Source organism: Methyloversatilis sp., from assembly GCF_051861465.1.
GTDB lineage: Bacteria > Pseudomonadota > Gammaproteobacteria > Burkholderiales > Rhodocyclaceae > Methyloversatilis.
Window position 1 is genome coordinate 40,835 of record NZ_JBHYCQ010000010.1, and the last position, 20,163, is coordinate 60,997.

A 20,163-nucleotide genomic window follows, 5' to 3' on the forward strand; every position below is an offset into this window, starting at 1 on the left:
ATGAACATCCTGTGTGTGTTCGGTCGCCACAACTACGGCGACCCGTTGCGCGGCGAGGGCTACGAGTACAGCAACTTCCTGCCGGCGCTGCGAGCGCTCGGCCATGACGTGCACCATTTCGAATCGTGGGACCGCACGGCGCAGGCCGATTTCGCCGCGCTCAACACCGCATTGCTCGAGCGTATCGACGCGCTGCGTCCGGACCTCGTGTTCTGCGTGCTGATGGGGTACGAAATCTGGTCGGAAACGCTGCAGACGCTGCGCGGCGCGGGTCTGCCGGTGCTGAACTGGGGCACCGACGACTCATGGAAGTACAGCCAGTTTTCGCGTTTCGTCGCGCCCGAGGTCAGCCTGTGGGCGACCACCTCGCATGACGCCTTCGACGCGGCCCGCGCCGACGGGCTGGCCATGTTCCGCCTCAGCCAGTGGGCAGCCAGCGGCACCCGCACGCGCGAGCCGCTGGCGTCGGCCGACTGTGAGCATGACGTGAGCTTCATCGGCTCGGCCTATGGCAACCGGGGTCGCTGGGTCGAGCGCCTGCGCGAACGCGGCTTGCCGGTCGCCTGCTTCGGTCAGGGCTGGCCGAGCGGGCCGGTGGCGGCGGAGCGCATTCCCGAGCTCTACCGCAGTTCGCGCATCAGTCTCAATTTCGGCGATTCGGGCCTGCAGTGGCGCGGCTTTCGCCCGTACCGCAGCCGGCAGATCAAGGCGCGCGTGTTCGAGGTGCCGGCGGCTGGCGGGTGCCTTATGACGGAGGTCGCCGACCGTCTCGACGCGTATTACGTCTGCGGCAGCGAGATCGAAACCTTCACCGACGAGAGCGACCTGGTCGAGCGCGCGCGCGCGCTGCTGGCCGATCCCGCGCGTCGCGACGCCATGGCATGGGCCGGCTACCGGCGCACCATGGCAGAACACCTGTACGAAAGGCGCTTCCAGCCATTGCTGGAAGAATGCGCCGGCACGGCGCGCACAGTGGCCTGGCCGATGGATCGCACGAAGTTCCTGCAGGCGGTGGGCGGGCATCGCAGCGGTCTTGCGCTGCGCGCCCTGCGCGGGCTGATGGTGCGGCCGCTGCAGTGGGTGTGGGGCGAACGCCGCGGCGAGCGTGCCGCGCGCCGGCTGCTGTTCGAACTGAGCTGGCGGCTGTGCGGTGCGGTGACCTATCGCGCGGCCGGGCTGCCCGGCCGGCTGTTCTACCGTGCAAGCTGAAGCCGTGGCGGGCGCTGCACCGCGCATCAGCATCGTCATGTCCTTCCGCGATGGCGGCAGCGGACTGGATGACGCCGTGGCTTCGCTGCAGTGGCAGACCGAAGAAGACTGGGAACTGATCGCCATCGACGACGGCTCGCGCGACGCGGGCGCCGAGTCGCCGCGCCTGCTCGGCGACCCGCGCATCCGCCTGATCCGGCACGCGCACAGTGCCGGGCTGGCCACCCGGCTGAACGAGGGCGTGCGACTGGCGCGCGGCCGCTACATCGCGCGCATGGACGCCGACGACATCGCGCTGCCGCAGCGGCTGTGCGTGCAGGCCGACTACCTTGACGCACATCCGGACGTCGATCTGCTGGCGGCGTCGGTGCTCATGATCGATGACGCCGGCGCGCCGATCGGCGTGGCGCTCAGCCCGACCGGGCATGACCAGCTCGTGCATCGTGCGGCGCTGCATTTTCCGATGCCGCATCCGACCTGGATGGGCCGGGCGGAGTGGTTCCGTGCGCATCCGTATGACGAGAAGGCCGTCAAGGCGCAGGACCAGCATCTGCTCTACCGCACTTTCCGCGGCAGCCGGTTCGCGGCGATCGGGCAACCGCTGCTGGCCTACCGCTACGCGCAGCTGTCGGTGCGCAAGACGCTGCTCGGGCGCTACCACTTCCTGCGTGCGGTGTGGGCGTACGGCTCGCCGATGGACGCCTGCGTCTCGACGCTGCTGCATGCCGCTGCCGCCGTGCGCGATCTTCTGGCCATGGGCTTTCGGCGCGATCGGGACGTGATCCGTCGCCGCGTCGGTACGATCCCGGATACCCTGCGCGACGAATGGACAAGACTGTCGGCGCAGCTTCGCGCCGCGCGGAACTGAAAGAACACCCATGTGTGCAATTGCAGGACTGTGGTCGCCGCGCGCCGACCCCGCTGAAGCTGTGTTGCAGGCCATGGCGGCGACCATGCTGCATCGCGGTCCGGATGGCGGCGGTACGTGGATCGACACCGGGACCGGACTGGGTCTGGCGCACCGGCGGCTGGCCATCGTCGACCTGTCGCCGGCGGGCCACCAGCCGATGCAGTCGCGCTGCGGCCGTTACGTGATCGCCTTCAACGGGGAAATCTACAATCACGCCGCGCTGCGCGACGTGCTGGACGCGCAGCGCGCCGGTGCCACGCCGTGGCGCGGCCATTCCGACACCGAAACGCTGCTCGAAGGGTTTGCCGAGTGGGGCTTCGAAGCCACGTTGCAGCGCTGCGTCGGCATGTTTGCGCTGGCGCTGTGGGACCGCCAGGCGCGCGTGCTGCAGCTGGCACGCGACCGGCTCGGCGAGAAGCCGCTCTACTACGGTCGTGCGGGCAACGGCGATCTGGTGTTCGCATCCGAGTTGAAGGCATTCGCCGCGCTGCCCGGCTGGTCGCCCGAAATCGACCGCCAGGCGGTTTCGCTGTTCATGCGCTACGCCTGCGTGCCGGCGCCGTGGTCGATCTACCGGGGTGTCCGCAAGCTGGAGCCGGGCGCGACGGTGCGCTACGACGCAGCCGACGCCGAGCCGGTGATGGGGCGCTACTGGCATGCGCTGTCCGCCATCGAGGTGGCGCGCGCGCAGCCTTTTTCCGGCTCGCTGCAGGACGCGGCCGACACGCTGGAGCAGCTGCTCGGCGACACGATCCGCCTGCAGAGCATGGCGGACGTGCCGCTCGGCGCCTTTCTGTCGGGCGGCATCGATTCGTCGACCGTGGTGGCGCTGATGCAGAAGCTGGGTGGCGCGCCGGTGCGCACCTTCAGCATCGGTTTCAACGAGGAAGGGTACGACGAGGCGCAGCACGCAGCGGCCGTGGCACGTCATCTGGGCACGCAGCACACCGAACAGTACGTGACGGCCGACGAGGCGCGCGCGGTCATTCCGCTGCTGCCGCAGCTGTACGACGAGCCGTTCGGAGATTCGTCGCAGATCCCGACCTATCTGGTGTCGAAGCTGGCGCGCGGACATGTCACGGTGAGCCTGTCGGGCGACGGCGGTGACGAGCTGTTCGGTGGTTACAACCGCTACTTCATCGCGCAGGCGCTGTGGCGCAGGCTGTCCGGTCTGCCGACGCCGGTGCGGGCGCAGGCCGCATCGATGATCCGCCTGCTGCGGCCGGTCACCTGGTCGAAGCTGCTCAAGCCCTTCATGGGCCTGTTGCCGGCGCGTTACAACTACGCCAATCCGGGCGACAAGCTGCACAAGCTGGCCGAAGTGCTGGCGCTGGTCGAGCCGCGTGCGCTGTACGACCGACTGGTGCGCTTCTGGGAATGGGACATCTGCCCCGGCGTCGAGCCGCCGGATGCGATGGCCGCCGATGCCGGCTGGGACCGCTTCGGTGGCAACGACCGCTTCGTCGACGCGATGATGTATGCGGACACGGTGAGCTATCTGCCGGATGACATCCTGGTCAAGGTCGACCGCGCGTCGATGGCGGTCAGTCTGGAATCGCGCGTACCGATGCTCGACCACCGCATCCTCGAATTCGCATGGCGTCTGCCGGACAGCGCGCGCGCATCGGGTGGCGTGGGCAAGCGCGTGCTGCGCGAAGTGCTGGCGCGCCACGTGCCGACCGCGCTGACCGACCGGCCGAAGATGGGCTTCGGCATTCCGGTCGGCGAATGGCTGCGTGGCCCGCTGCGTGCCTGGGCGGATGCACTGCTCGACCCGCAGCGCCTGCGCGCCGACGGCTATCTGGCGGCCGATCTGGTGCGCGCCCGCTGGGATGAGCATCTGTCCGGCCGGCGCAACTGGGAGTATTCGATCTGGAACGCGCTGATGTTCCAGTCCTGGCTGGAGCACTGGCATGGCAAGCGGTAAGGCGCCGGTGTCGCTCGCCGGAAAGAAGCTGCTGTTTCTGGTGACCGAGGACTGGGCGCTCATTTCGCATCGTCTGCCGCTGGCGCTCGCCGCGATGGACCAGGGCATGCAGGTCGCGCTGCTCGCCCGTACCGGTGACCGCGCCGGATACCTGCGCAGCCTGGGCATCGAAGTGCATCACGTGCCGTTCGAGCGCGGCAGCCTGAACCCGGTGAGCGATCTCGCGCTGCTGATGCACATCATGCGACTGTACCGGCAGCTCAGGCCCGACGTCGTGCATCACGTTGCGCTCAAGCCGGTGATCTACGGCGGGCTGGCCGCCCGGCTGACCGGCATGAAGCATGTGGTCAACGCGTTGCCCGGGCTGGGCTTCGTTTTTTCGTCGTCGACGCTGACGGCGCGTATGCTGCGGCCCTTCGTGCGGCTGGTGCTGCGCGGCGTGCTGGCCGTGCCGGGCAGCCGGCTGATCCTGCAGAACCAGGATGATGTACGCATGTTCACCCGGGAGGGTCTGGCACCCGAGCGGAGCATCCGTTTCGTCCCGGGTGTCGGCGTCGATCTCGATGCCTACAGTCGTGCGCCCGAGCCGGACGGTCGCGTCAGGATCGTGCTGCCGGCACGCATGCTGGTCGACAAGGGTGTCAATGAATTCGTCGAGGCCGCCCGCCTGCTGCACGCCCGAGGCCTCGAGGCTGATTTCGTGCTGGTCGGCGGCATCGACGCCGACAACCCGGCGGCCCTGAAGGCCGAACAGTTGCAGGCGTGGGAACGCGCCGGCCTGGTGAGCTGGAGCGGGCACTGCACCGACATGCCGGCCATGCTCGCGTCGGCCCACATCGTCTGTCTGCCGTCCTACCGTGAAGGTCTGCCCAAGGCGCTGCTGGAGGCCTGCGCCGCGGCGCGTCCCATCGTCACCACGGATGTGCCCGGCTGCCGCGAGGTCGTGCGCGACGGTGAGAACGGCCTGCTCGTCCGGGTGCGCGATGCCCGCGATCTGGCCGACAAACTGGCGACGCTGATCACCGATCCGTCGTTGCGCCTGCGCATGGGGCAGGCCGGACGCCGGATCGCCGAGCGCGAGTACTCGGCGGCGCTGTCGTCCGAACAAACGATTGCCATCTATCGCGAACTGCTCTGAAGCCGATCGGCTCGCGCCCGCCGCAGCCGGTAATCCGCGAGAATGAGCGCTCATGCTTGATAACATGTCCGGTAGATCATCCGCACAGCCCTGCAGTCCTCAATGTCCATCGAATCAGTCCTGCCCGCCCTGACCGCCTTCGGCATGACTGCCATCGTGCTGCAACTGTTGCTGATGCGCGCCCGCCACCTGCTTCCGATGGATCGGCCGAACGAGCGCTCGCTGCACACGCAGCCGGTTCCGCGTTTCGGTGGCCTGGCCATCCTGATCGGTGGAGCGTTGGCCCTGCCCCTGGCCGGCCAGGCCTGGGCCGGCTGGCTCTGGCCGGTGCCGGTGCTGGCCGCCGTGTCGCTGATCGACGACTTCGTCACCCTGCCTGCCATACCGCGCTTTGCGGTGCAGATCGGCGTGGCCGCTGCTTTTGCCGCATCGTTGATGGGCCTCTCCTGGTGGCTGCTGCCAACGGTGTTTGCGATGGTCTGGATGACCAATCTGTACAACTTCATGGATGGCTCCGACGGGCTGGCCGGCGGCATGGCGCTGATCGGCTTCGGTGGCTATGCGCTGCTTGCGGCACTGGGTGGCGACCTGCAGCTGCTGTCGGTCTGCCTCGTGATTGCCGGCGCCGCGCTCGCCTTCCTGCTGCGCAACGTCCACCCGGCAAAGGTGTTCATGGGGGATGCCGGCTCGATTCCGCTGGGTTTCATGGCGGCCGCGATCGGCCTCATCGGCGTGCAGCGTGGCTTGTGGGATCTTTTTGCGCCTGCGATGCTCTTCCTGGTGTTCGTTGCCGATGCGTCGGCAACGCTGGTGCGCCGGCTACTGCGCGGCGAGCGCGTGTGGCAGGCGCATCGGACGCATTACTATCAGCGGCTGGTGCGCATGGGCCTGGGACATTCGGGCACGGCCCGACTGTATGTCGCGGCGATGGTGGGTTGCGCCGCCTCGACCGTGATCGTGCAGATGCTGTCGCCGGCCCGCACGATCTGGTTGCTTGTCGCGTGGTGCCTGCTGTTCGGCGCCATGGGGCGGCGTATCGACAAGCGCTGGCGGTCGTTCGAATCGAAGCTGACGGAGGGTCAGTGATGAAATTGCTTTCCCGTTCCACGGTCGTCTTCCTGTGCGACATCGTGCTTGCCGGCGCCGCCTGGTATCTGTCCTTCCTGCTGCGCTTCAACTTTTCCATCCCCGAAGATTTCGTCCGCTCGCTGTGGGTCACGCTGCCGTGGGTCGTCGGGGCGCAGGCGCTGGTGTTCCGGCTGATCGGGCTCTATCAGGGCATCTGGCGCTTCGCCAGCCTGCCTGACCTGCAGCAGTTGGTGCGTTCGGTCGCGGCGGCGGCGCTGTGTGCGCCACTGATCGTGCTGCTCGGCATGTCGGTCGTCGTGCCGCGGTCGGTCTACGTGCTCGACCCCATCCTGCTGATCATCCTGATGGGCGGTGTGCGCTTTGCATACCGCGCCTGGCGCGAGCATCGCGAATTCGGCGCGCTGATGGCCAAGGGCAAACCGGTGCTCGTGCTGGGGGCCGGCGAGACGGCGGCGCGGCTGTTGCCGGACATCAGCCGCTCGGGCCAGTGGCGCGTGGTCGGCCTGCTCGATGACAACGCGAAGAAGCACGACCGTACGCTGTATGGCCTGCGCGTGCTCGGGCCGGTGCGCGAGCTTGAACGGCTGTCGCGCGAAATGAAGGTGTCGCACGCCATCATCGCCATGCCGAATGCCTCGCACGAGGCGCGGCGCGATGCCGCCAACGCCTGCGTGCGGGCCGGCGTCAAGCCGATGACCGTGCCGTCCTTCGACGACCTGATCAGCGGCAAGGTCGCGGTGGCTGCGGTGCGCGAGGTCGAGGTGGAGGATCTGCTCGGGCGCGATCCGGTCAAGATCGACGCGCCGCGCCTGCGTCAGCTGATCGAAGGTCAGGTGGTCATGGTGACAGGCGCCGGCGGCTCGATCGGTTCCGAACTGTGCCGGCAGATTGCGCGTTTTTCACCGTCGGCCATCGTGGCATTCGAACGCGGCGAATTCTTCCTCTACACCCTGGTGGAAGAATTCGCCGAGGTGTTTCCGCAGCAGCGCATCGAGCCGGTGATCGGCGATGTGCGGGACGAGGCGCGACTGACCGCGGCGATGCAGCAGTACCGACCGGTCGTCGTGTTCCATGCCGCCGCCTACAAGCACGTGCCGCTGATGGAAGGCGCCAATGCGGCCGAGGCCGTCCGCAACAATGTCGGCGGCACACTGGCGGCGGCGCGCGCGGCGCAGGCCTGCGGCGTGCCGCGCTTCGTGCTGGTGTCGACCGACAAGGCGGTGAACCCGGTGAACGTGATGGGGGCCACCAAGCGGCTGGCCGAAATGGCCTGCCAGGCGCTGGCGGCGCGCGGCGGCACGACCGCCTTCAGCACGGTGCGCTTCGGCAACGTGCTGGGCAGCGCCGGCAGCGTCATTCCGAAGTTCCAGGAACAGATTGCGCGCGGCGGGCCGGTCACCGTGACGCATCCGGACATCATCCGTTATTTCATGTCCATCCCCGAGGCGGCGCAGCTGGTGCTGCAGGCGGCGCTGATGGGCGAGGGCAACGAAATCTTCGTGCTCGACATGGGCGAGCCAGTGCGCATCGCCGATCTGGCGCGCGACATGATCCGCCTGTCGGGCGCATCGGAAGACGAGGTGAAGATCGAATTCACCGGCTTGCGGCCGGGCGAAAAGCTGTTCGAGGAACTGCTGGCCAGCGACGAAACCACCCGCCCGACGCATCACCCCAAGGTGCGCATTGCGCGTGCCCGGGCCATCGATGACACGCTGTGGCTGGCCCGTCTCGAACGCTGGCTGTCCGGCGCACTGCCGGCCGATCCGGTGGCGCTGCGCAGCGAGCTGGCGCAGTGGGTCACCGAATACAAACCGCAGAACGACGTACCGCAGCCGGTGATGCTGGCGCCCGCGGCAACCGGACCGGACAGTCAGCAGGCATGAGCACTTACGCGATCGGCGATCTGCAGGGCTGTTTCGATCCACTCGAAGCACTGCTTGAACATTGCGGCTTCGATCGCAGGCACGATCGCCTGTGGTTTGTCGGCGACCTGGTCAATCGAGGCCCGAAATCGCTCGAAACGCTGCGCTTCGTGCGCGATCTGGGCGACGCTGCCGTCACGGTGCTCGGCAACCACGACCTGTCGCTGCTGATGATCGCGGCCGGCCAGGGCAAACGGCACCGTCTCGACACCTTTCACCACGTGCTCGACGCACCCGATGGCGACGAGTTGATCGACTGGCTGCGCCAGCGCCCGATGATGCACGTCGAGGGCGACTACGCCATGGTGCACGCCGGCCTTTTGCCGCAGTGGGACATCGCGCAGGCACAGGCCCTGGCGCACGAGGTCGAGGCGGCGCTGCGCGGGCCGCAATCGGTCGAATTCATGCAGCGCATGTGGGGCAGCGAACCGGCTCAGTGGCGCGACGACCTGCACGGCTGGGACCGCCTGCGCATCGTCGTCAATGCGCTCACCCGCATGCGCTTCTGCACGCCTGACGGCCGCATGGAATTCCACAGCAAGGGCGCACCCGAAGAGCCGCCGGACGGCTATCTGCCGTGGTTCGACAACGCGGCCGCGCGCTGGCGCAGCCACACGCTGGTGTGCGGCCACTGGTCGGCGCTCGGCTATCGCACCGCCGATCACGTCATCGCACTCGATTCCGGCTGTCTGTGGGGCGGCGCGCTGACCGCGTTGCGGCTGGAAGATCGCGCGGTCTTCCAGGTGCCGTGCGAGCGCTGCGCGACGTTCTGAGCCGTCGGGCGGGCCTTCGGGCGCTGCACCGTGGGAGCGGCCCTTGTGTGAGCGGCGCCTTGTGGGAGCGGCGTCCTCGCCGCGATCAGTCCCGAGATGGTCTCATTGCAGCGTGCGCGTCGCGGCGGGGACGCCGCTCCCACAGGGGACTCGCCACTCCACAGTGGACGTGCCGCGTCTGCAATTGCTGTTCGAGGTGTGAAACCCGTGTCCGCGTGCAGGGTCTGGCCGGGGCGGCCCGTGGAAGATGTCGTGCGATCCGCGTTTTGGAGTCAACTGACCCTAGAATGCGGGCTCGCCTACGGAGGATTCCCATGATCGGGTTGTTTCTGATCACCCACAGCAGTTACGGCGAATCGCTGATCCAGTGCGCCTGCCATGTACTCAATACCCGGCCGGTGCAGATGGCGCAGCTGGGCGTATCGGGTCAGGACGACCCGCTCGACCTGCTGCCGCTGGCCCGCAAGTGGCTGTCGGTCGTCGATACCGGCGATGGCGTGCTGCTGCTGACCGATGTGTTCGGCGCCACGCCGTCCAATCTCGCGCAGAAGCTGTGCGAGCCGGGGCGGATCGAGGCAGTGGCCGGCGTGAATCTGCCGATGCTGCTGCGTACGCTGACTTACCGCGAACGCGAAACGCTGCACGGTCTGGTGAACCGCGCGGTCAGCGGCGGTCGTGACGGAGTGATGGCCATGAGGACGACGCGCGATGCCAAGACGTGACATCACCATCATCAACAAGCTGGGCCTGCATGCGCGCGCCTCGGCCAAGCTGACCCAGCTGGCCAGCCGCCACCAGTGCGAAGTCTGGCTCGAGCGCAACGGCCGCCGCATCAACGCCAAGAGCATCATGGGCGTGATGATGCTCGCCGCGGGCAAGGGCAGCACGATCACCATCGACACCGAAGGCAGCGACGCCGACGCGGCGATGGCCGGGCTGGTCGCGCTGATCGAAGACCGTTTTGGCGAAGGCGAGTAACGTGACCTTCACGTTGCACGGTCTCGCGGTGTCGGGCGGCATCGCGATCGGCCATGCCTACCTCGTGTCGCACGCCACGCTCGAGGTGGCGCACTACGCCGTGGCCCCGCGCAAGGTCGAGGACGAAATACTGCGCCTGTCGCGCGCCTTCGACACGGTGCGCAACGAGCTGGCCGAGCTGCGCAGCGGGCTGGTCACCGACAGTTCCGAAGCGCTGAGCGAACTGCTCGCCTTCGTCGACCTGCACAGCATGATTCTCGACGACCCGATGCTGCTCGACGAGGCGCGCGAATTCATGCGCACACGCCGCTGCAACGCCGAGTGGGCGATCAAGCGACAGATGGACCGACTGGTCGAACAGTTCGACCAGATCGACGACGCCTATCTGCGCAGCCGCAGCGCCGACGTCGTGCAGGTGGTCGAGCGCGTACTGAAGGTGCTGGCCGGCAAGCGCAACCGCATGAGCACGCGCCGGCGCGACACCGACAGCATCGTCGTCGCGCATGACCTGTCGCCGGCCGACACCATCCAGTTCAAGGCGCAGCGCATCGCCGCCTTCGTGACCGACCTTGGCGGCGCCACCTCGCACACCGCCATCGTCGCGCGCAGCCTGGCCATTCCAGCGCTGGTCGGCATGCGCGAAGCACGCACGCTGATCCAGGACGACGACATGCTCATCGTCGATGGCCTGCGCGGCGTGCTCATCATCAATCCGGACGACAACATCCTCGACGAGTACCGGCTGCGCGCTCGCGAGATCGAGATCGAGCGCTCGAAGCTGAAGCGTCTGGTCGGCGGTGTCGCCAGCACGCTGGACGGTGAGGTGGTGCAGCTGTACGCCAACATCGAACTGCCGCAGGACGTCGAGCAGGTGCGCGAGGTGGACGCCGACGGCATCGGCCTGTTCCGCACCGAATTCATGTTCCTGAACCGCGACACGCTGCCGGACGAGGACGAACAGTTCGAGGCCTATCGCAGCGTCGTGCAGGCGATGAAGGGCAAGCCGGTCACGCTGCGCACGCTGGACATCGGCGCCGACAAGGCGTTGCGCGGCGCACAGCGCAGCGAAGCCAATCCGGCGCTGGGCCTGCGTGCCATCCGCTATTGCCTGGCCGAACCACGCATGTTCGTCACGCAGCTGCGCGCCATCCTGCGTGCGTCGCATTACGGCAGTGTGCGCATCATGCTGCCCATGGTGGCGTTCCAGCACGAGATCGAATCGGCGCTCGCCCTGGTCGCGCTGGCGCGCCAGCAGTTGCGCGAAGCCGGACGCAAGTTCGACGAGCGCGTGCCGGTCGGCGCCATGGTCGAAATACCGGCCGCCGCGCTGGCATTGGGCACGCTGATGAACCACTTCAGCTTCCTGTCCATCGGCACCAATGACCTGATCCAGTACACGCTGGCCATCGACCGTGCCGACGAGGCGGTGGCGCATCTTTACGATCCGCTGCATCCGGCGGTGCTGCGGCTGATCCAGCAGGTGATCGCGCAGGCCAAGCGCGCCGGCATGCCGGTGGCGGTGTGCGGCGAAATGGCCGGCGAGCCGCAGTTCGCCCGTCTGTTGCTCGGCATGGGGCTGCGCCAGTTCTCGATGCACCCCTCGCAGCTGCTCGAAGTGAAACGCGAAGTGCTGCGGTGCGACTGCGGCGACGTGGCGCCGCGCGTGCTCAAGCTGCTGCGCTCCGACGACCCGCTGCGCATCCGCGAGCAGCTGGAACGCATCAACACCGGCATGACGCCGGTGCAGTGATGCGCATCCTCGGCATCGACCCTGGCCTGCGCATCACCGGTTTCGGCGTGCTGGAAGCGGTGGGCGCGAAGTTGCAGTACGTGGCCAGCGGCCGCATCACGTCGAACGAACGCGATCCGCTGCCGTCGCGCATCGCCACGCTGTTCGAAGGCATCCGCGAGGTGGTCGACACCTGGCAGCCGACGCATGCCGCGGTCGAGATCGTGTTCGTGAACGTCAATCCGCAGTCGACGCTGCTGCTCGGTCAGGCGCGCGGTGCGGCGCTGTCGGCGTTGACCGCAGGCGGTCTGCCGGTGGCCGAATACACCGCATTGCAGGTGAAGCAGGCGGTGGTCGGTCACGGCAAGGCGAACAAGGAACAGGTGCAGTTCATGGTGACGCGCCTGCTGGCGCTGGCCGCCACGCCAGGCACCGATGCCGCCGACGCGCTGGCCTGCGCCATCTGCCACGCGCATGCCGCCCGCGGCATCGGCGCGCTGGCCGGCCCCGGCAGCCGCCGCCGCGGCGGTCGCATCATCGCGCGTCGACCGGCCTGACGCAGGTATCGGTGCCTGCGGGGAGTCGTGATCCACTTTGGGAGCGGCGAGGTTTTTGTGGGAGCGGCGTCCCCGCCGCGATCGGTGCTTCGATGGTCGCAGTGCAGAGTGCCGCAGTGCAAAGTACGTATCGCGGCGGGGACGCCGCTCCCACAGGATGTCGCACTCGTGCCGCGATGGACACTGTGCATTGTGCCTGTCACGGCGGGAGCGGAGCGGGGGGTTCGGAGAGCACTGCTCGCTGCCCGCGAAGCCGGCTGGCCACGCAGGGCCGGCAGTGGATTGACGCGCCCACAAATGTCGCTTCCCCGCCCCCTTCCAACAGCGCCCTTCAGGCTGCCGCATCCTGGGGCGGTCGCTCGCCTACAATCGCGGCATTCACGGGGCGCGCACGCTTGCGACCAGGCATGCATGCATGCGGAGCGCCCCCGGTCACCCTGATTCCGGAGCCCCCATGATCGGTCGCCTCACCGGCACGCTGCTTGAAAAGAACCCGCCGCGCATCCTGCTTGACGTGCAGGGCGTGGGGTACGAAGTCGATGTGCCGATGAGCACCTTCTACAACCTGCCGACGGCCGGCGAGCGGGTGACGCTGCACACCCACTTCGTCGTGCGCGAAGACGGCCATTTCCTGTTCGGTTTCGCCTCGCCGGCCGAGCAGGCGGCCTTCCGCCAGCTGGTGAAGATCACCGGCATCGGGCCGCGCATGGCGCTGGCCGTGCTGTCCGGCATGTCGGTGGATGAACTGGCGCGCGTGGTGGCCATGCAGGAAGCCGGGCGCCTGACCAAGATCCCCGGCATCGGCAAGAAGACCGCCGAACGTCTGCTGCTGGAGCTGCGCGACAAGCTGTTGCCGACCGCCTCGCTGGCCAGCGCCGTGGCGCCCGACGCTGGCGCCGACATCCTGAATGCGCTGATGGCGCTCGGCTACAGTGACCGCGAAGCGCAGGCGGCGCTGCGTACGCTGCCCGAGGGCGTGGGCGTGTCGGATGGCATCCGGCAGGCCTTGAAGGCCTTGTCGAAGGCCTGAGCTGCAGTTTCGCCACGCGCCGCTGTTGCGGCGCAACATCCGTTTGATGTGCATCAATCCCGCGGTCAGGCGCCGGTCGTAGCGTGTACGCATCGTTCCGAAGCTTTCAACCATCAGGAGTTTCATCATGCACATCGTCCACACCGCTCTGGCTGCCGGCCTCGTGTCGCTCAGCCTGATCAGTACGCCTGCGCTGGCCGATCCGGCGAAGGACACCGCCATGCTCAAGCTGGCCGCCAGCAGCGGCTGCACCGTCTGTCACAGCGTGGAACCCGCAGCCAAGGCCGACGGCAGCGTGCCGGTCGGTCCGCCGTGGCGCGACGTCGCGTCGCGCTACTACGGCGTCAAGGAGGCGCAGACCACGCTGACGCAGATCGTCATGCACGGCTCCAGCCCGTATTCCAGCCACTGGAAGGGCAAGGTCGGCGGACTGGCGATGCCGCCGAACGAGGTCGCCATCAGCGAAGCCGATGCGAAAAAGCTGGTCGGCTGGATCCTTTCGCTCGATGTGAGATAGGTCCGCTTGACTTGATGCGCACACGCTTTTAATGTGCGCACTCGCGCCGATTTGAGCCACAGCTTGCGGGCGCGTTACAAATGCAGCTAAAGAGAGTCCCGACCCGTCGGTACGCTGCCTGCGTTCGACGGGTTTTTGCATTGGTGCCGCCATGATGGCGTGACGTCATTGCCGTGACCCTCTGCAGTGCCGATAGCCCCGCTCCCGGAGACCCTGATGATTCGCCCCGACTGCACCGACCTGCTCAAGAGCCTGATGACCCGCCGCATCCTGATCCTGGATGGCGCGATGGGCACCATGGTGCAGCGGCACAAACTGGTCGAGAACGACTATCGGGGCGAACGCTTCGCCACGCATCCGAAGGACCTCAAGGGCAACAACGACCTGCTGCTGCTGACCCGGCCCGACGTGATCCGCGGCATCCATGCCGCCTACCTCGAAGCCGGCGCGGACATCGTCGAAACCAATACCTTCAACGCGACCGTGATTTCGCAGGCCGAGTACGGCCTGGAAGCCATCGTGCACGAGCTGAACGTGACCGGCGCCCGCCTGGCGCGCGAGGTGTGCGATGAATACACTGCGAAGAATCCGGACAAGCCGCGCTTCGTCGCAGGCGTGCTCGGGCCGACGTCGCGCACCTGTTCGCTGTCGCCCGACGTGAATGATCCGGGCTACCGCAACGTGAGTTTCGATCAGCTGGTGGACGACTACGTCGCCGCCGCACGCGGCCTGACCGAAGGCGGCGCCGACCTGCTGCTGATCGAAACCATCTTCGACACGCTGAACGCCAAGGCCGCCATCTTCGCGGTCGAGAAGTTCTTCGAAGAAGAAGGCCGCCGCTGGCCGGTCATGATTTCCGGCACCATCACCGACGCGTCCGGCCGCACATTGTCCGGCCAGACCGGCGAGGCGTTCTGGAATTCGCTGCGCCACGCCAAGCCGATTTCGTTCGGCTTCAACTGCGCGCTCGGCCCGAAAGAGCTGCGCCCGCACGTCGAAGAACTGTCGCGCCTTGCCGATACCCACGTGTCGGCCCACCCGAACGCCGGCCTGCCGAATGCCTTCGGCGAGTACGACGAATCGCCGGCCGACATGGTGAAACACATCGCCGAATGGGCGAAATCCGGCTTCCTGAACATCGTCGGCGGCTGCTGCGGCACCACGCCTGACCACATCCGCGCGTTTGCCGAAGCCATGGAAGGCATCGCGCCGCGCCGCGTGCCGGAGATCGAACGCAAGCTGCGCCTGTCCGGGTTGGAGGCGTTCAACGTGGGGGCCGACGCGCTGTTCGTGAATGTCGGTGAGCGCACCAACGTCACCGGCTCGAAGGCCTTCGCGCGGATGATTCTCGAAGGCCGCTTCGACGACGCGCTGGCGGTCGCCCGCCAGCAGGTCGAGAACGGCGCGCAGGTCATCGACATCAACATGGACGAGGCGATGCTCGATTCGGTCGCCGCGATGGACCGCTTCCTGAAGCTGATCGCCTCCGAACCCGACATTTCGCGCGTGCCCATCATGCTCGATTCGTCGAAGTGGACGGTCATCGAAGCCGGCCTGAAATGCATCCAGGGCAAGGGCGTCATCAATTCGATCTCGATGAAGGAAGGCGAAGCCGAGTTCCTGCGCCAGGCGAAACTGGCGCGTCGCTACGGTGCAGCGGTCATCGTCATGGCCTTCGACGAAAAGGGCCAGGCCGACACCTATGCGCGCAAGACCGAAATCTGCCAGCGCGCCTACACGCTGCTGACCGAAACGGTGGGCTTCCCGCCGGAAGACATCATCTTCGACCCGAACATCTTCGCCATCGCGACCGGCATCGCGGAGCACGACAACTACGCGGTTGATTACATCGAGGCAGTCGGCTGGATCAAGCAGAACCTGCCGTACGCGAAGACGTCCGGCGGCGTGTCGAACGTGAGCTTTTCGTTCCGCGGCAATGACCCGGTACGCGAAGCCATCCATACGGTGTTCCTGTACCACGCCATCCGCAACGGCCTGTCGATGGGCATCGTCAACGCCGGCCAGCTCGGCGTGTACGAAGACATTCCGCAGCCGCTGCGCGACAAGGTCGAGGACGTGGTGCTGAACCGCAACCCGGGGGCTGGCGAGGCACTGGTCGAATTCGCCATCACGGTGAAGGGTTCGGCGCGCGAGAACGAGAAGGATCTGGCCTGGCGCGAGTGGGTCGTGGACAAACGGCTGGAGCATGCGCTGGTCAAGGGCATCACCGAATTCGTGGTGGAAGACACCGAAGAGGTGCGCGCGCGACTCGAAGCCGAGGGCAAGCCGCCGCTGGCGGTGATCGAAGGCCCGCTGATGGCCGGCATGAACCACGTCGGCGACCTGTTCGGCGCCGGCAAGATGTTCCTGCCGCAGGTGGTGAAATCGGCGCGCGTCATGAAGCAGGCGGTGGCGCACCTGCAGCCCTACATCGAAGCGTCGAAGAAGGTCGGCGAAACCAAGGGCCGCGTCGTCATGGCGACCGTGAAGGGCGACGTGCACGACATCGGCAAGAACATCGTCGGCGTGGTGCTCGGCTGCAACGGCTACGACGTGATCGACCTCGGCGTCATGGTGTCGTGCGACAAGATTCTGGCCGCCGCGCGCGAGCACAAGGCGAACGTGATCGGCCTGTCCGGCCTGATCACGCCGTCGCTCGAGGAAATGAGCCATGTCGCGTCGGAAATGAAGCGCGAAGGCTTCGACATTCCGCTGCTGATCGGCGGCGCGACCACGTCGCGCGCGCACACCGCGATCAAGATCGCACCGTTCTACGACCATCCGGTCGTGTACGTGCCGGACGCCTCGCGCGCGGTCGGCGTGGCGACCAGCCTGCTGTCGATCGACCAGCGCGCCGGCTTCGCCGCCGACGTGGCCGCCGACTACGTGAAGATCCGCGAACAGCACGCCGCCAAGAAGGGGCAGAAGCTGGTGTCGCTGAACGAAGCGCGCGGCAACGCCTACTGCTGCGGCTGGGGCAGCGACGTGATTCCCGTGCGCCCGGCGAAGATCGGCCGTCAGATCATCGTCGATCAGGACCTCGCAGCGCTGGTCGACTATATCGACTGGAGCCCGTTCTTCCAGACCTGGGAGCTGTCGGGTCCGTACCCGGCCATCCTCGACGACGCCGTCGTCGGGGACGAGGCGCGCAAGCTGCTGATCGACGCGCAGGCCATGCTGCAGCAGATCATCGACGGCAAGTGGCTGACCGCGCGCGCCGTGTTCGGCGTGTGGCCGGCCAACAGCCACGGTGACGACATCGAGTTCTATACCGACGACACGCGCCTGAACACGGCGATGGTGTGGCACAACCTGCGCCAGCAGCACGAACGCCCGGCCGGCAAGCCGCACTTCTGCCTGTCCGACTTCGTCGCGCCGCGCGCCAGCCGCGTGGCCGACTGGGCGGGCGCCTTCGTGGTGACGGCCGGCATCGGCATCGAAACGAAGCTGGCCGAGTTCGCGAAGACGCATGACGACTACAGCAGCATCATGCTGAAGTCGCTGGCCGACCGGCTGGCCGAGGCTTTCGCCGAGTACTTGCACGCGCGTGTGCGGCGCGAGGACTGGGGCTACGCCGCCGACGAGACGCTCGACAACGCCGCGCTGATCGCCGAAAAGTATCGCGGCATCCGCCCGGCGCCGGGCTACCCGGCCTGTCCGGACCACACCGAAAAGGGCGACCTGTTCAAGCTGCTCGATGTCGAAGCGGCGATCGGCGTGTCGCTGACCGAAAGCTACGCCATGTTTCCGACGGCTGCGGTCAGCGGCTTCTACCTGGCGCACCCGGACGCACAGTACTTCGCCATCACCAAGGTCGGCCCCGACCAGGTCGCCGATCTGGCGGCGCGCAAGGGCCTGCCCGAGCCGGTGATGAAGCGCTGGCTGGCACCGGTGCTGTAGGGCGACGCCAACCGCGTCAAGGGTCCTGCGGGCCGCGGGCCGCGTGTGCGCTGCTGGAAGACGGAAATCGTTGCGTCGCGCTGAATGCGGGCTTCAACCGCGGAACAGCGGATCGTCCGCCGGCAGCTGCAGCGCCTCGAACACCTTCAGCGCCGCCCACGCGTCGTTCGCGGCGTACAGCACCTGCGCCGGCGTGAGCACCGGCAGCGACCAGTTCGACGTCGTCACCGACTTCGATTTACGGAAATTCTGCCCCAGCACCACGCCGACCGCTGCGCGCACGCCGATCGAATTGTTGTAGCCCTGCTTGCGGAACACGCGGTCCAGATCGACCAGCCCGCGCGGCACCACGCCGAGCTTGGCCAGCACCTGCGAGCGGTCCGACGACAGGCCGAAGCCGATCTTCAGCACCTCTTCGTCATGCAGCAGCTCGGCCAGCACCGGCCAGCATTCGCGATGATGCAGCTGGAACACGTACGCACGACCGGTCAGCGCGAACTGCACCACATGCGGGCCGCTGCTCACTTCGCCCGGTTTGAAGGTGGGTTTCGATTCGGTGTCGAAGCCGACCTGTCGCGCCGCGCGGATGTCGGCCGCTGCCGCGGCAAAGGCCGCCGGCGTCGCCGGCACATGGATGCAGCCCGGCGGCACACCGGGAAATACGGGCAACAGGTCGGTTTCCGCTTTCGAAGGGGCGGTTTTTCGCATCGCGGTGGTTTCGGGTTCGCCGGGGATGGGGCGGGGGGATGATCGCTCAGTCCGGCGGGTTGCGACAGCGCCGGCTGATGTCACGGGTGGTGCGCAGCGAGGTTTCTGCGGACGCCGCTCCCACAGGCGCCCGCTCCCCCTGGGTCATGTTGCCTTCAGCCCTTCAGCGCCGCGTAGCTGGTCATCAGGTTGCGGTAGTCGGGGATGTGGTTGGACAGCAGCGTGGCCAGGCCTTCGACATCATTGCGCCAGTCGCGGTGCAGTTCGCAGGCCACGCCGAACCAGTTGATCAGTTGCGCGCCGGCCTGCGACATGCGGTCCCAGGCGGAATGGCGGGCGATGTCGTTGAAGGTGCCGGAGGCGTCGGTGACGACGAATACGTCGAACCCCTCTGCGATCGCCGACAGCGCCGGGAAGGCGACGCACACTTCGGTGACCACGCCGGCGATGAGTAGCTGCTTGCGGCCGGTGGCCTTGATCGCCTTGACGAAGTCCTCGTTGTCCCAGGCGTTGATCTGGCCCGGGCGGGCAATGTAGGGCGCGTCCGGGAACAGTGCCTTCAGTTCCGGCATCAGCGGGCCGTTCGGACCCTGTTCGAAGCTGGTGGTCAGGATGGTCGGCAGCTGGAAGTACTTCGCCAGGTCGGCGGTGGCCAGCACATTGTTGCGGAACTTGTCGGGGTCGATGTCGCGCACCAGCGACAGCAGACCGGCCTGATGGTCCACCAGCAGCATCACGGCGTTGTCCTTGTCCAGCTTTCTGTAAGGCGTGTTCATGTCATTCTCCTTGCGGTTGAGGGCCGTCAGCCTGCAAGGCGTCGGGCGGTGTGAACCCTGCGCGCCCAGTGCGCGCAGGGGTGAAGACTCAGGCCACGGCCGTCTCGAAGCGGCCGCTGTTGAAATCGTCGATGGCTTCGCGGATTTCCTCCTTCGTGTTCATCACGAAGGGGCCGTAGCCGGCGATCGGTTCGTCGATCGGTTCGCCGGCCAGCAGCAGCACGCTGGCGTCGGCATCGGCGGCGATCGAAAACGTGCTGCCCTCGCGGTGGTACAGCGCCATCTGCGCCTCGCGCACCGGCTGGCTGCCGTTGGCGCGGACCAGGCCGTGCAGCACCACCAGCGCCAGCGTGTGGCCGTCCGGCACCGTCAGGTCGACGTTCGCACCGGCCTTCAGCTTCAGGTCCCACACCTCGACCGGCGTGAAGGTGCGGGCCGGGCCCCGCCTTCCGGCGTATTCGCCGGCGATGACGCGCAGATGTCCCGCGCCCCCGGGCAGTTCGACTACCGGAATGTCGGTCTTCGCCAGATGCTGGTAGCCCGGCGTGGCGCGCTTGTCGCGCGCCGGCAGGTTCACCCACAGTTGCACCATTTCCAGGGCGCCGCCGCGGCGGGTGAATTCGGGCGAATGGAACTCCTCGTGGATGATGCCGGCACCGGCGGTCATCCACTGAACGTCGCCCGGGCCAATGACGCCGCCGGCGCCGGTCGAGTCCTGGTGCGCCACTTCTCCGGCATACACGATGGTGACGGTTTCGAAGCCGCGGTGCGGGTGGCGGCCGACGCCGCGCGGCGTGTCCGACGGTTCGAATTCGGCCGGGCCGGCGTAGTCGAGCAGCAGGAAGGGGCTGACGTGGCGGCCCATCGAGTCATACGAAAACAGCGAACGCACCGGAAAGCCGTCGCCGACCCAGTGACCGTTCGGTGCGCTGTACAGACCTGACATCTTCTTCATGGTGGTTCTCCCGTTCGTTGGCAGCGTTCCGTCGGAAGCGTGCTG

At 67.2% G+C, this 20,163-nt stretch carries 17 protein-coding genes and 1 riboswitch; of the genes, 14 read left to right on the forward strand and 3 right to left on the reverse strand.

Translation table 11 applies throughout. The features are described from left to right. The 14 genes from ACTIFF_RS14530 to metH all read left to right on the forward strand — a co-directional run bounded on the left by ACTIFF_RS14530 (nucleotide 1) and on the right by metH (nucleotide 17,679). Nucleotides 1-1,209, forward strand: a complete 1,209-nt coding sequence (locus ACTIFF_RS14530) for a CgeB family protein (protein WP_439537476.1) — start codon at nucleotides 1-3, stop codon at nucleotides 1,207-1,209. Then, the gene (locus tag ACTIFF_RS14535; protein ID WP_439537477.1) at nucleotides 1,199-2,077 is read left to right on the forward strand and encodes a glycosyltransferase family 2 protein; all 879 of its coding nucleotides are present in this window, start codon (nucleotides 1,199-1,201) and stop codon (nucleotides 2,075-2,077) included. Before ACTIFF_RS14530 ends, ACTIFF_RS14535 begins: the two co-directional genes overlap by 11 nt. A 10-nt stretch (nucleotides 2,078-2,087) precedes the next feature. Beyond that, entirely contained in the window at nucleotides 2,088-4,046 is a 1,959-nt protein-coding gene (asnB, locus tag ACTIFF_RS14540; RefSeq protein WP_439537478.1) for an asparagine synthase (glutamine-hydrolyzing), read from the forward strand. Continuing rightward, nucleotides 4,033-5,184, forward strand: a complete 1,152-nt coding sequence (locus tag ACTIFF_RS14545) for a glycosyltransferase family 4 protein (protein WP_439537479.1) — start codon at nucleotides 4,033-4,035, stop codon at nucleotides 5,182-5,184. The genes asnB and ACTIFF_RS14545 overlap by 14 nt, the downstream gene beginning before the upstream one ends. 102 nt (nucleotides 5,185-5,286) lie before the next feature. Beyond that, a complete protein-coding gene (locus ACTIFF_RS14550; RefSeq protein WP_439537480.1) occupies nucleotides 5,287-6,270 on the forward strand; it encodes an MraY family glycosyltransferase in 984 nt (327 codons plus the stop codon). After that, complete coding sequence (locus ACTIFF_RS14555) at nucleotides 6,270-8,156, forward strand: polysaccharide biosynthesis protein (protein WP_439537481.1); 1,887 nt, start codon at nucleotides 6,270-6,272, stop codon at nucleotides 8,154-8,156. Before ACTIFF_RS14550 ends, ACTIFF_RS14555 begins: the two co-directional genes overlap by 1 nt. Further along, nucleotides 8,153-8,968, forward strand: coding sequence for a symmetrical bis(5'-nucleosyl)-tetraphosphatase (locus ACTIFF_RS14560; RefSeq protein WP_439537482.1), 816 nt, complete (start codon nucleotides 8,153-8,155; stop codon nucleotides 8,966-8,968). Before ACTIFF_RS14555 ends, ACTIFF_RS14560 begins: the two co-directional genes overlap by 4 nt. 314 nt (nucleotides 8,969-9,282) lie before the next feature. Continuing rightward, entirely contained in the window at nucleotides 9,283-9,690 is a 408-nt protein-coding gene (locus tag ACTIFF_RS14565) for a PTS sugar transporter subunit IIA (RefSeq protein ID WP_306475598.1), read from the forward strand. Continuing rightward, on the forward strand, nucleotides 9,677-9,946 hold the full coding sequence (locus tag ACTIFF_RS14570) for an HPr family phosphocarrier protein (RefSeq protein ID WP_069039008.1): 270 nt from the start codon (nucleotides 9,677-9,679) through the stop codon (nucleotides 9,944-9,946). Before ACTIFF_RS14565 ends, ACTIFF_RS14570 begins: the two co-directional genes overlap by 14 nt. A gap of 1 nt (nucleotide 9,947) precedes the next feature. Beyond that, on the forward strand, nucleotides 9,948-11,696 hold the full coding sequence (gene ptsP, locus ACTIFF_RS14575; RefSeq protein ID WP_439537483.1) for a phosphoenolpyruvate--protein phosphotransferase: 1,749 nt from the start codon (nucleotides 9,948-9,950) through the stop codon (nucleotides 11,694-11,696). After that, a complete protein-coding gene (ruvC, locus tag ACTIFF_RS14580) occupies nucleotides 11,696-12,232 on the forward strand; it encodes a crossover junction endodeoxyribonuclease RuvC (RefSeq protein ID WP_306475600.1) in 537 nt (178 codons plus the stop codon). Before ptsP ends, ruvC begins: the two co-directional genes overlap by 1 nt. Before the next feature lie 454 nt (nucleotides 12,233-12,686). Beyond that, entirely contained in the window at nucleotides 12,687-13,262 is a 576-nt protein-coding gene (gene ruvA / locus ACTIFF_RS14585) for a Holliday junction branch migration protein RuvA (protein WP_439537484.1), read from the forward strand. Nucleotides 13,263-13,389: 127 nt separating this feature from the next. Next, complete coding sequence (locus ACTIFF_RS14590; RefSeq protein ID WP_439537485.1) at nucleotides 13,390-13,779, forward strand: c-type cytochrome; 390 nt, start codon at nucleotides 13,390-13,392, stop codon at nucleotides 13,777-13,779. 33 nt (nucleotides 13,780-13,812) lie between these two features. Continuing rightward, nucleotides 13,813-13,891, forward strand: a riboswitch (SAM riboswitch). Nucleotides 13,892-13,995: 104 nt separating this feature from the next. After that, nucleotides 13,996-17,679: a methionine synthase gene (gene metH, locus ACTIFF_RS14595; protein WP_439537486.1), complete on the forward strand. Its 3,684-nt coding sequence runs from the start codon at nucleotides 13,996-13,998 to the stop codon at nucleotides 17,677-17,679. Nucleotides 17,680-17,772: 93 nt separating this feature from the next. On the opposite strand, the gene ACTIFF_RS14600 is transcribed toward metH, so the two are convergent. From ACTIFF_RS14600 to ACTIFF_RS14610, 3 genes are all read right to left on the reverse strand, one after another. Then, nucleotides 17,773-18,348, reverse strand: coding sequence for a 3'-5' exonuclease (locus tag ACTIFF_RS14600; protein WP_439537487.1), 576 nt, complete (start codon nucleotides 18,346-18,348; stop codon nucleotides 17,773-17,775). Between the two features lie 194 nt (nucleotides 18,349-18,542). Then, nucleotides 18,543-19,163 (reverse strand): isochorismate family cysteine hydrolase YcaC, encoded by a 621-nt coding sequence (gene ycaC / locus ACTIFF_RS14605; RefSeq protein WP_439537488.1) that lies wholly within the window; start codon nucleotides 19,161-19,163, stop codon nucleotides 18,543-18,545. An 88-nt stretch (nucleotides 19,164-19,251) separates the two neighbouring features. Continuing rightward, nucleotides 19,252-20,118 carry a pirin family protein gene (locus ACTIFF_RS14610; RefSeq protein ID WP_439537489.1) on the reverse strand — a complete coding sequence of 289 codons (867 nt, stop codon included), beginning with the start codon at nucleotides 20,116-20,118 and terminating at the stop codon, nucleotides 19,252-19,254. Between the last annotated feature and the right edge of the window lie 45 nt (nucleotides 20,119-20,163).

What these genes read in the sequence shown, in the direction of transcription:
- ACTIFF_RS14590 (WP_439537485.1), top strand. Translation starts at nt 13,390, where the DNA reads ATGCACATCGTCCACACCGCTCTGGCTGCCGGCCTCGTGTCGCTCAGC.
- ACTIFF_RS14545 (WP_439537479.1), top strand. Translation starts at nt 4,033, where the DNA reads ATGGCAAGCGGTAAGGCGCCGGTGTCGCTCGCCGGAAAGAAGCTGCTG.
- metH (WP_439537486.1), top strand. Translation starts at nt 13,996, where the DNA reads ATGATTCGCCCCGACTGCACCGACCTGCTCAAGAGCCTGATGACCCGC.
- ACTIFF_RS14610 (WP_439537489.1), bottom strand. Translation starts at nt 20,118, where the DNA reads ATGAAGAAGATGTCAGGTCTGTACAGCGCACCGAACGGTCACTGGGTC.
- ACTIFF_RS14570 (WP_069039008.1), top strand. Translation starts at nt 9,677, where the DNA reads ATGCCAAGACGTGACATCACCATCATCAACAAGCTGGGCCTGCATGCG.
- ACTIFF_RS14555 (WP_439537481.1), top strand. Translation starts at nt 6,270, where the DNA reads ATGAAATTGCTTTCCCGTTCCACGGTCGTCTTCCTGTGCGACATCGTG.
- ACTIFF_RS14550 (WP_439537480.1), top strand. Translation starts at nt 5,287, where the DNA reads ATGTCCATCGAATCAGTCCTGCCCGCCCTGACCGCCTTCGGCATGACT.
- ruvC (WP_306475600.1), top strand. Translation starts at nt 11,696, where the DNA reads ATGCGCATCCTCGGCATCGACCCTGGCCTGCGCATCACCGGTTTCGGC.
- ACTIFF_RS14530 (WP_439537476.1), top strand. Translation starts at nt 1, where the DNA reads ATGAACATCCTGTGTGTGTTCGGTCGCCACAACTACGGCGACCCGTTG.
- ycaC (WP_439537488.1), bottom strand. Translation starts at nt 19,163, where the DNA reads ATGAACACGCCTTACAGAAAGCTGGACAAGGACAACGCCGTGATGCTG.
- ACTIFF_RS14560 (WP_439537482.1), top strand. Translation starts at nt 8,153, where the DNA reads ATGAGCACTTACGCGATCGGCGATCTGCAGGGCTGTTTCGATCCACTC.
- asnB (WP_439537478.1), top strand. Translation starts at nt 2,088, where the DNA reads ATGTGTGCAATTGCAGGACTGTGGTCGCCGCGCGCCGACCCCGCTGAA.
- ruvA (WP_439537484.1), top strand. Translation starts at nt 12,687, where the DNA reads ATGATCGGTCGCCTCACCGGCACGCTGCTTGAAAAGAACCCGCCGCGC.
- ACTIFF_RS14565 (WP_306475598.1), top strand. Translation starts at nt 9,283, where the DNA reads ATGATCGGGTTGTTTCTGATCACCCACAGCAGTTACGGCGAATCGCTG.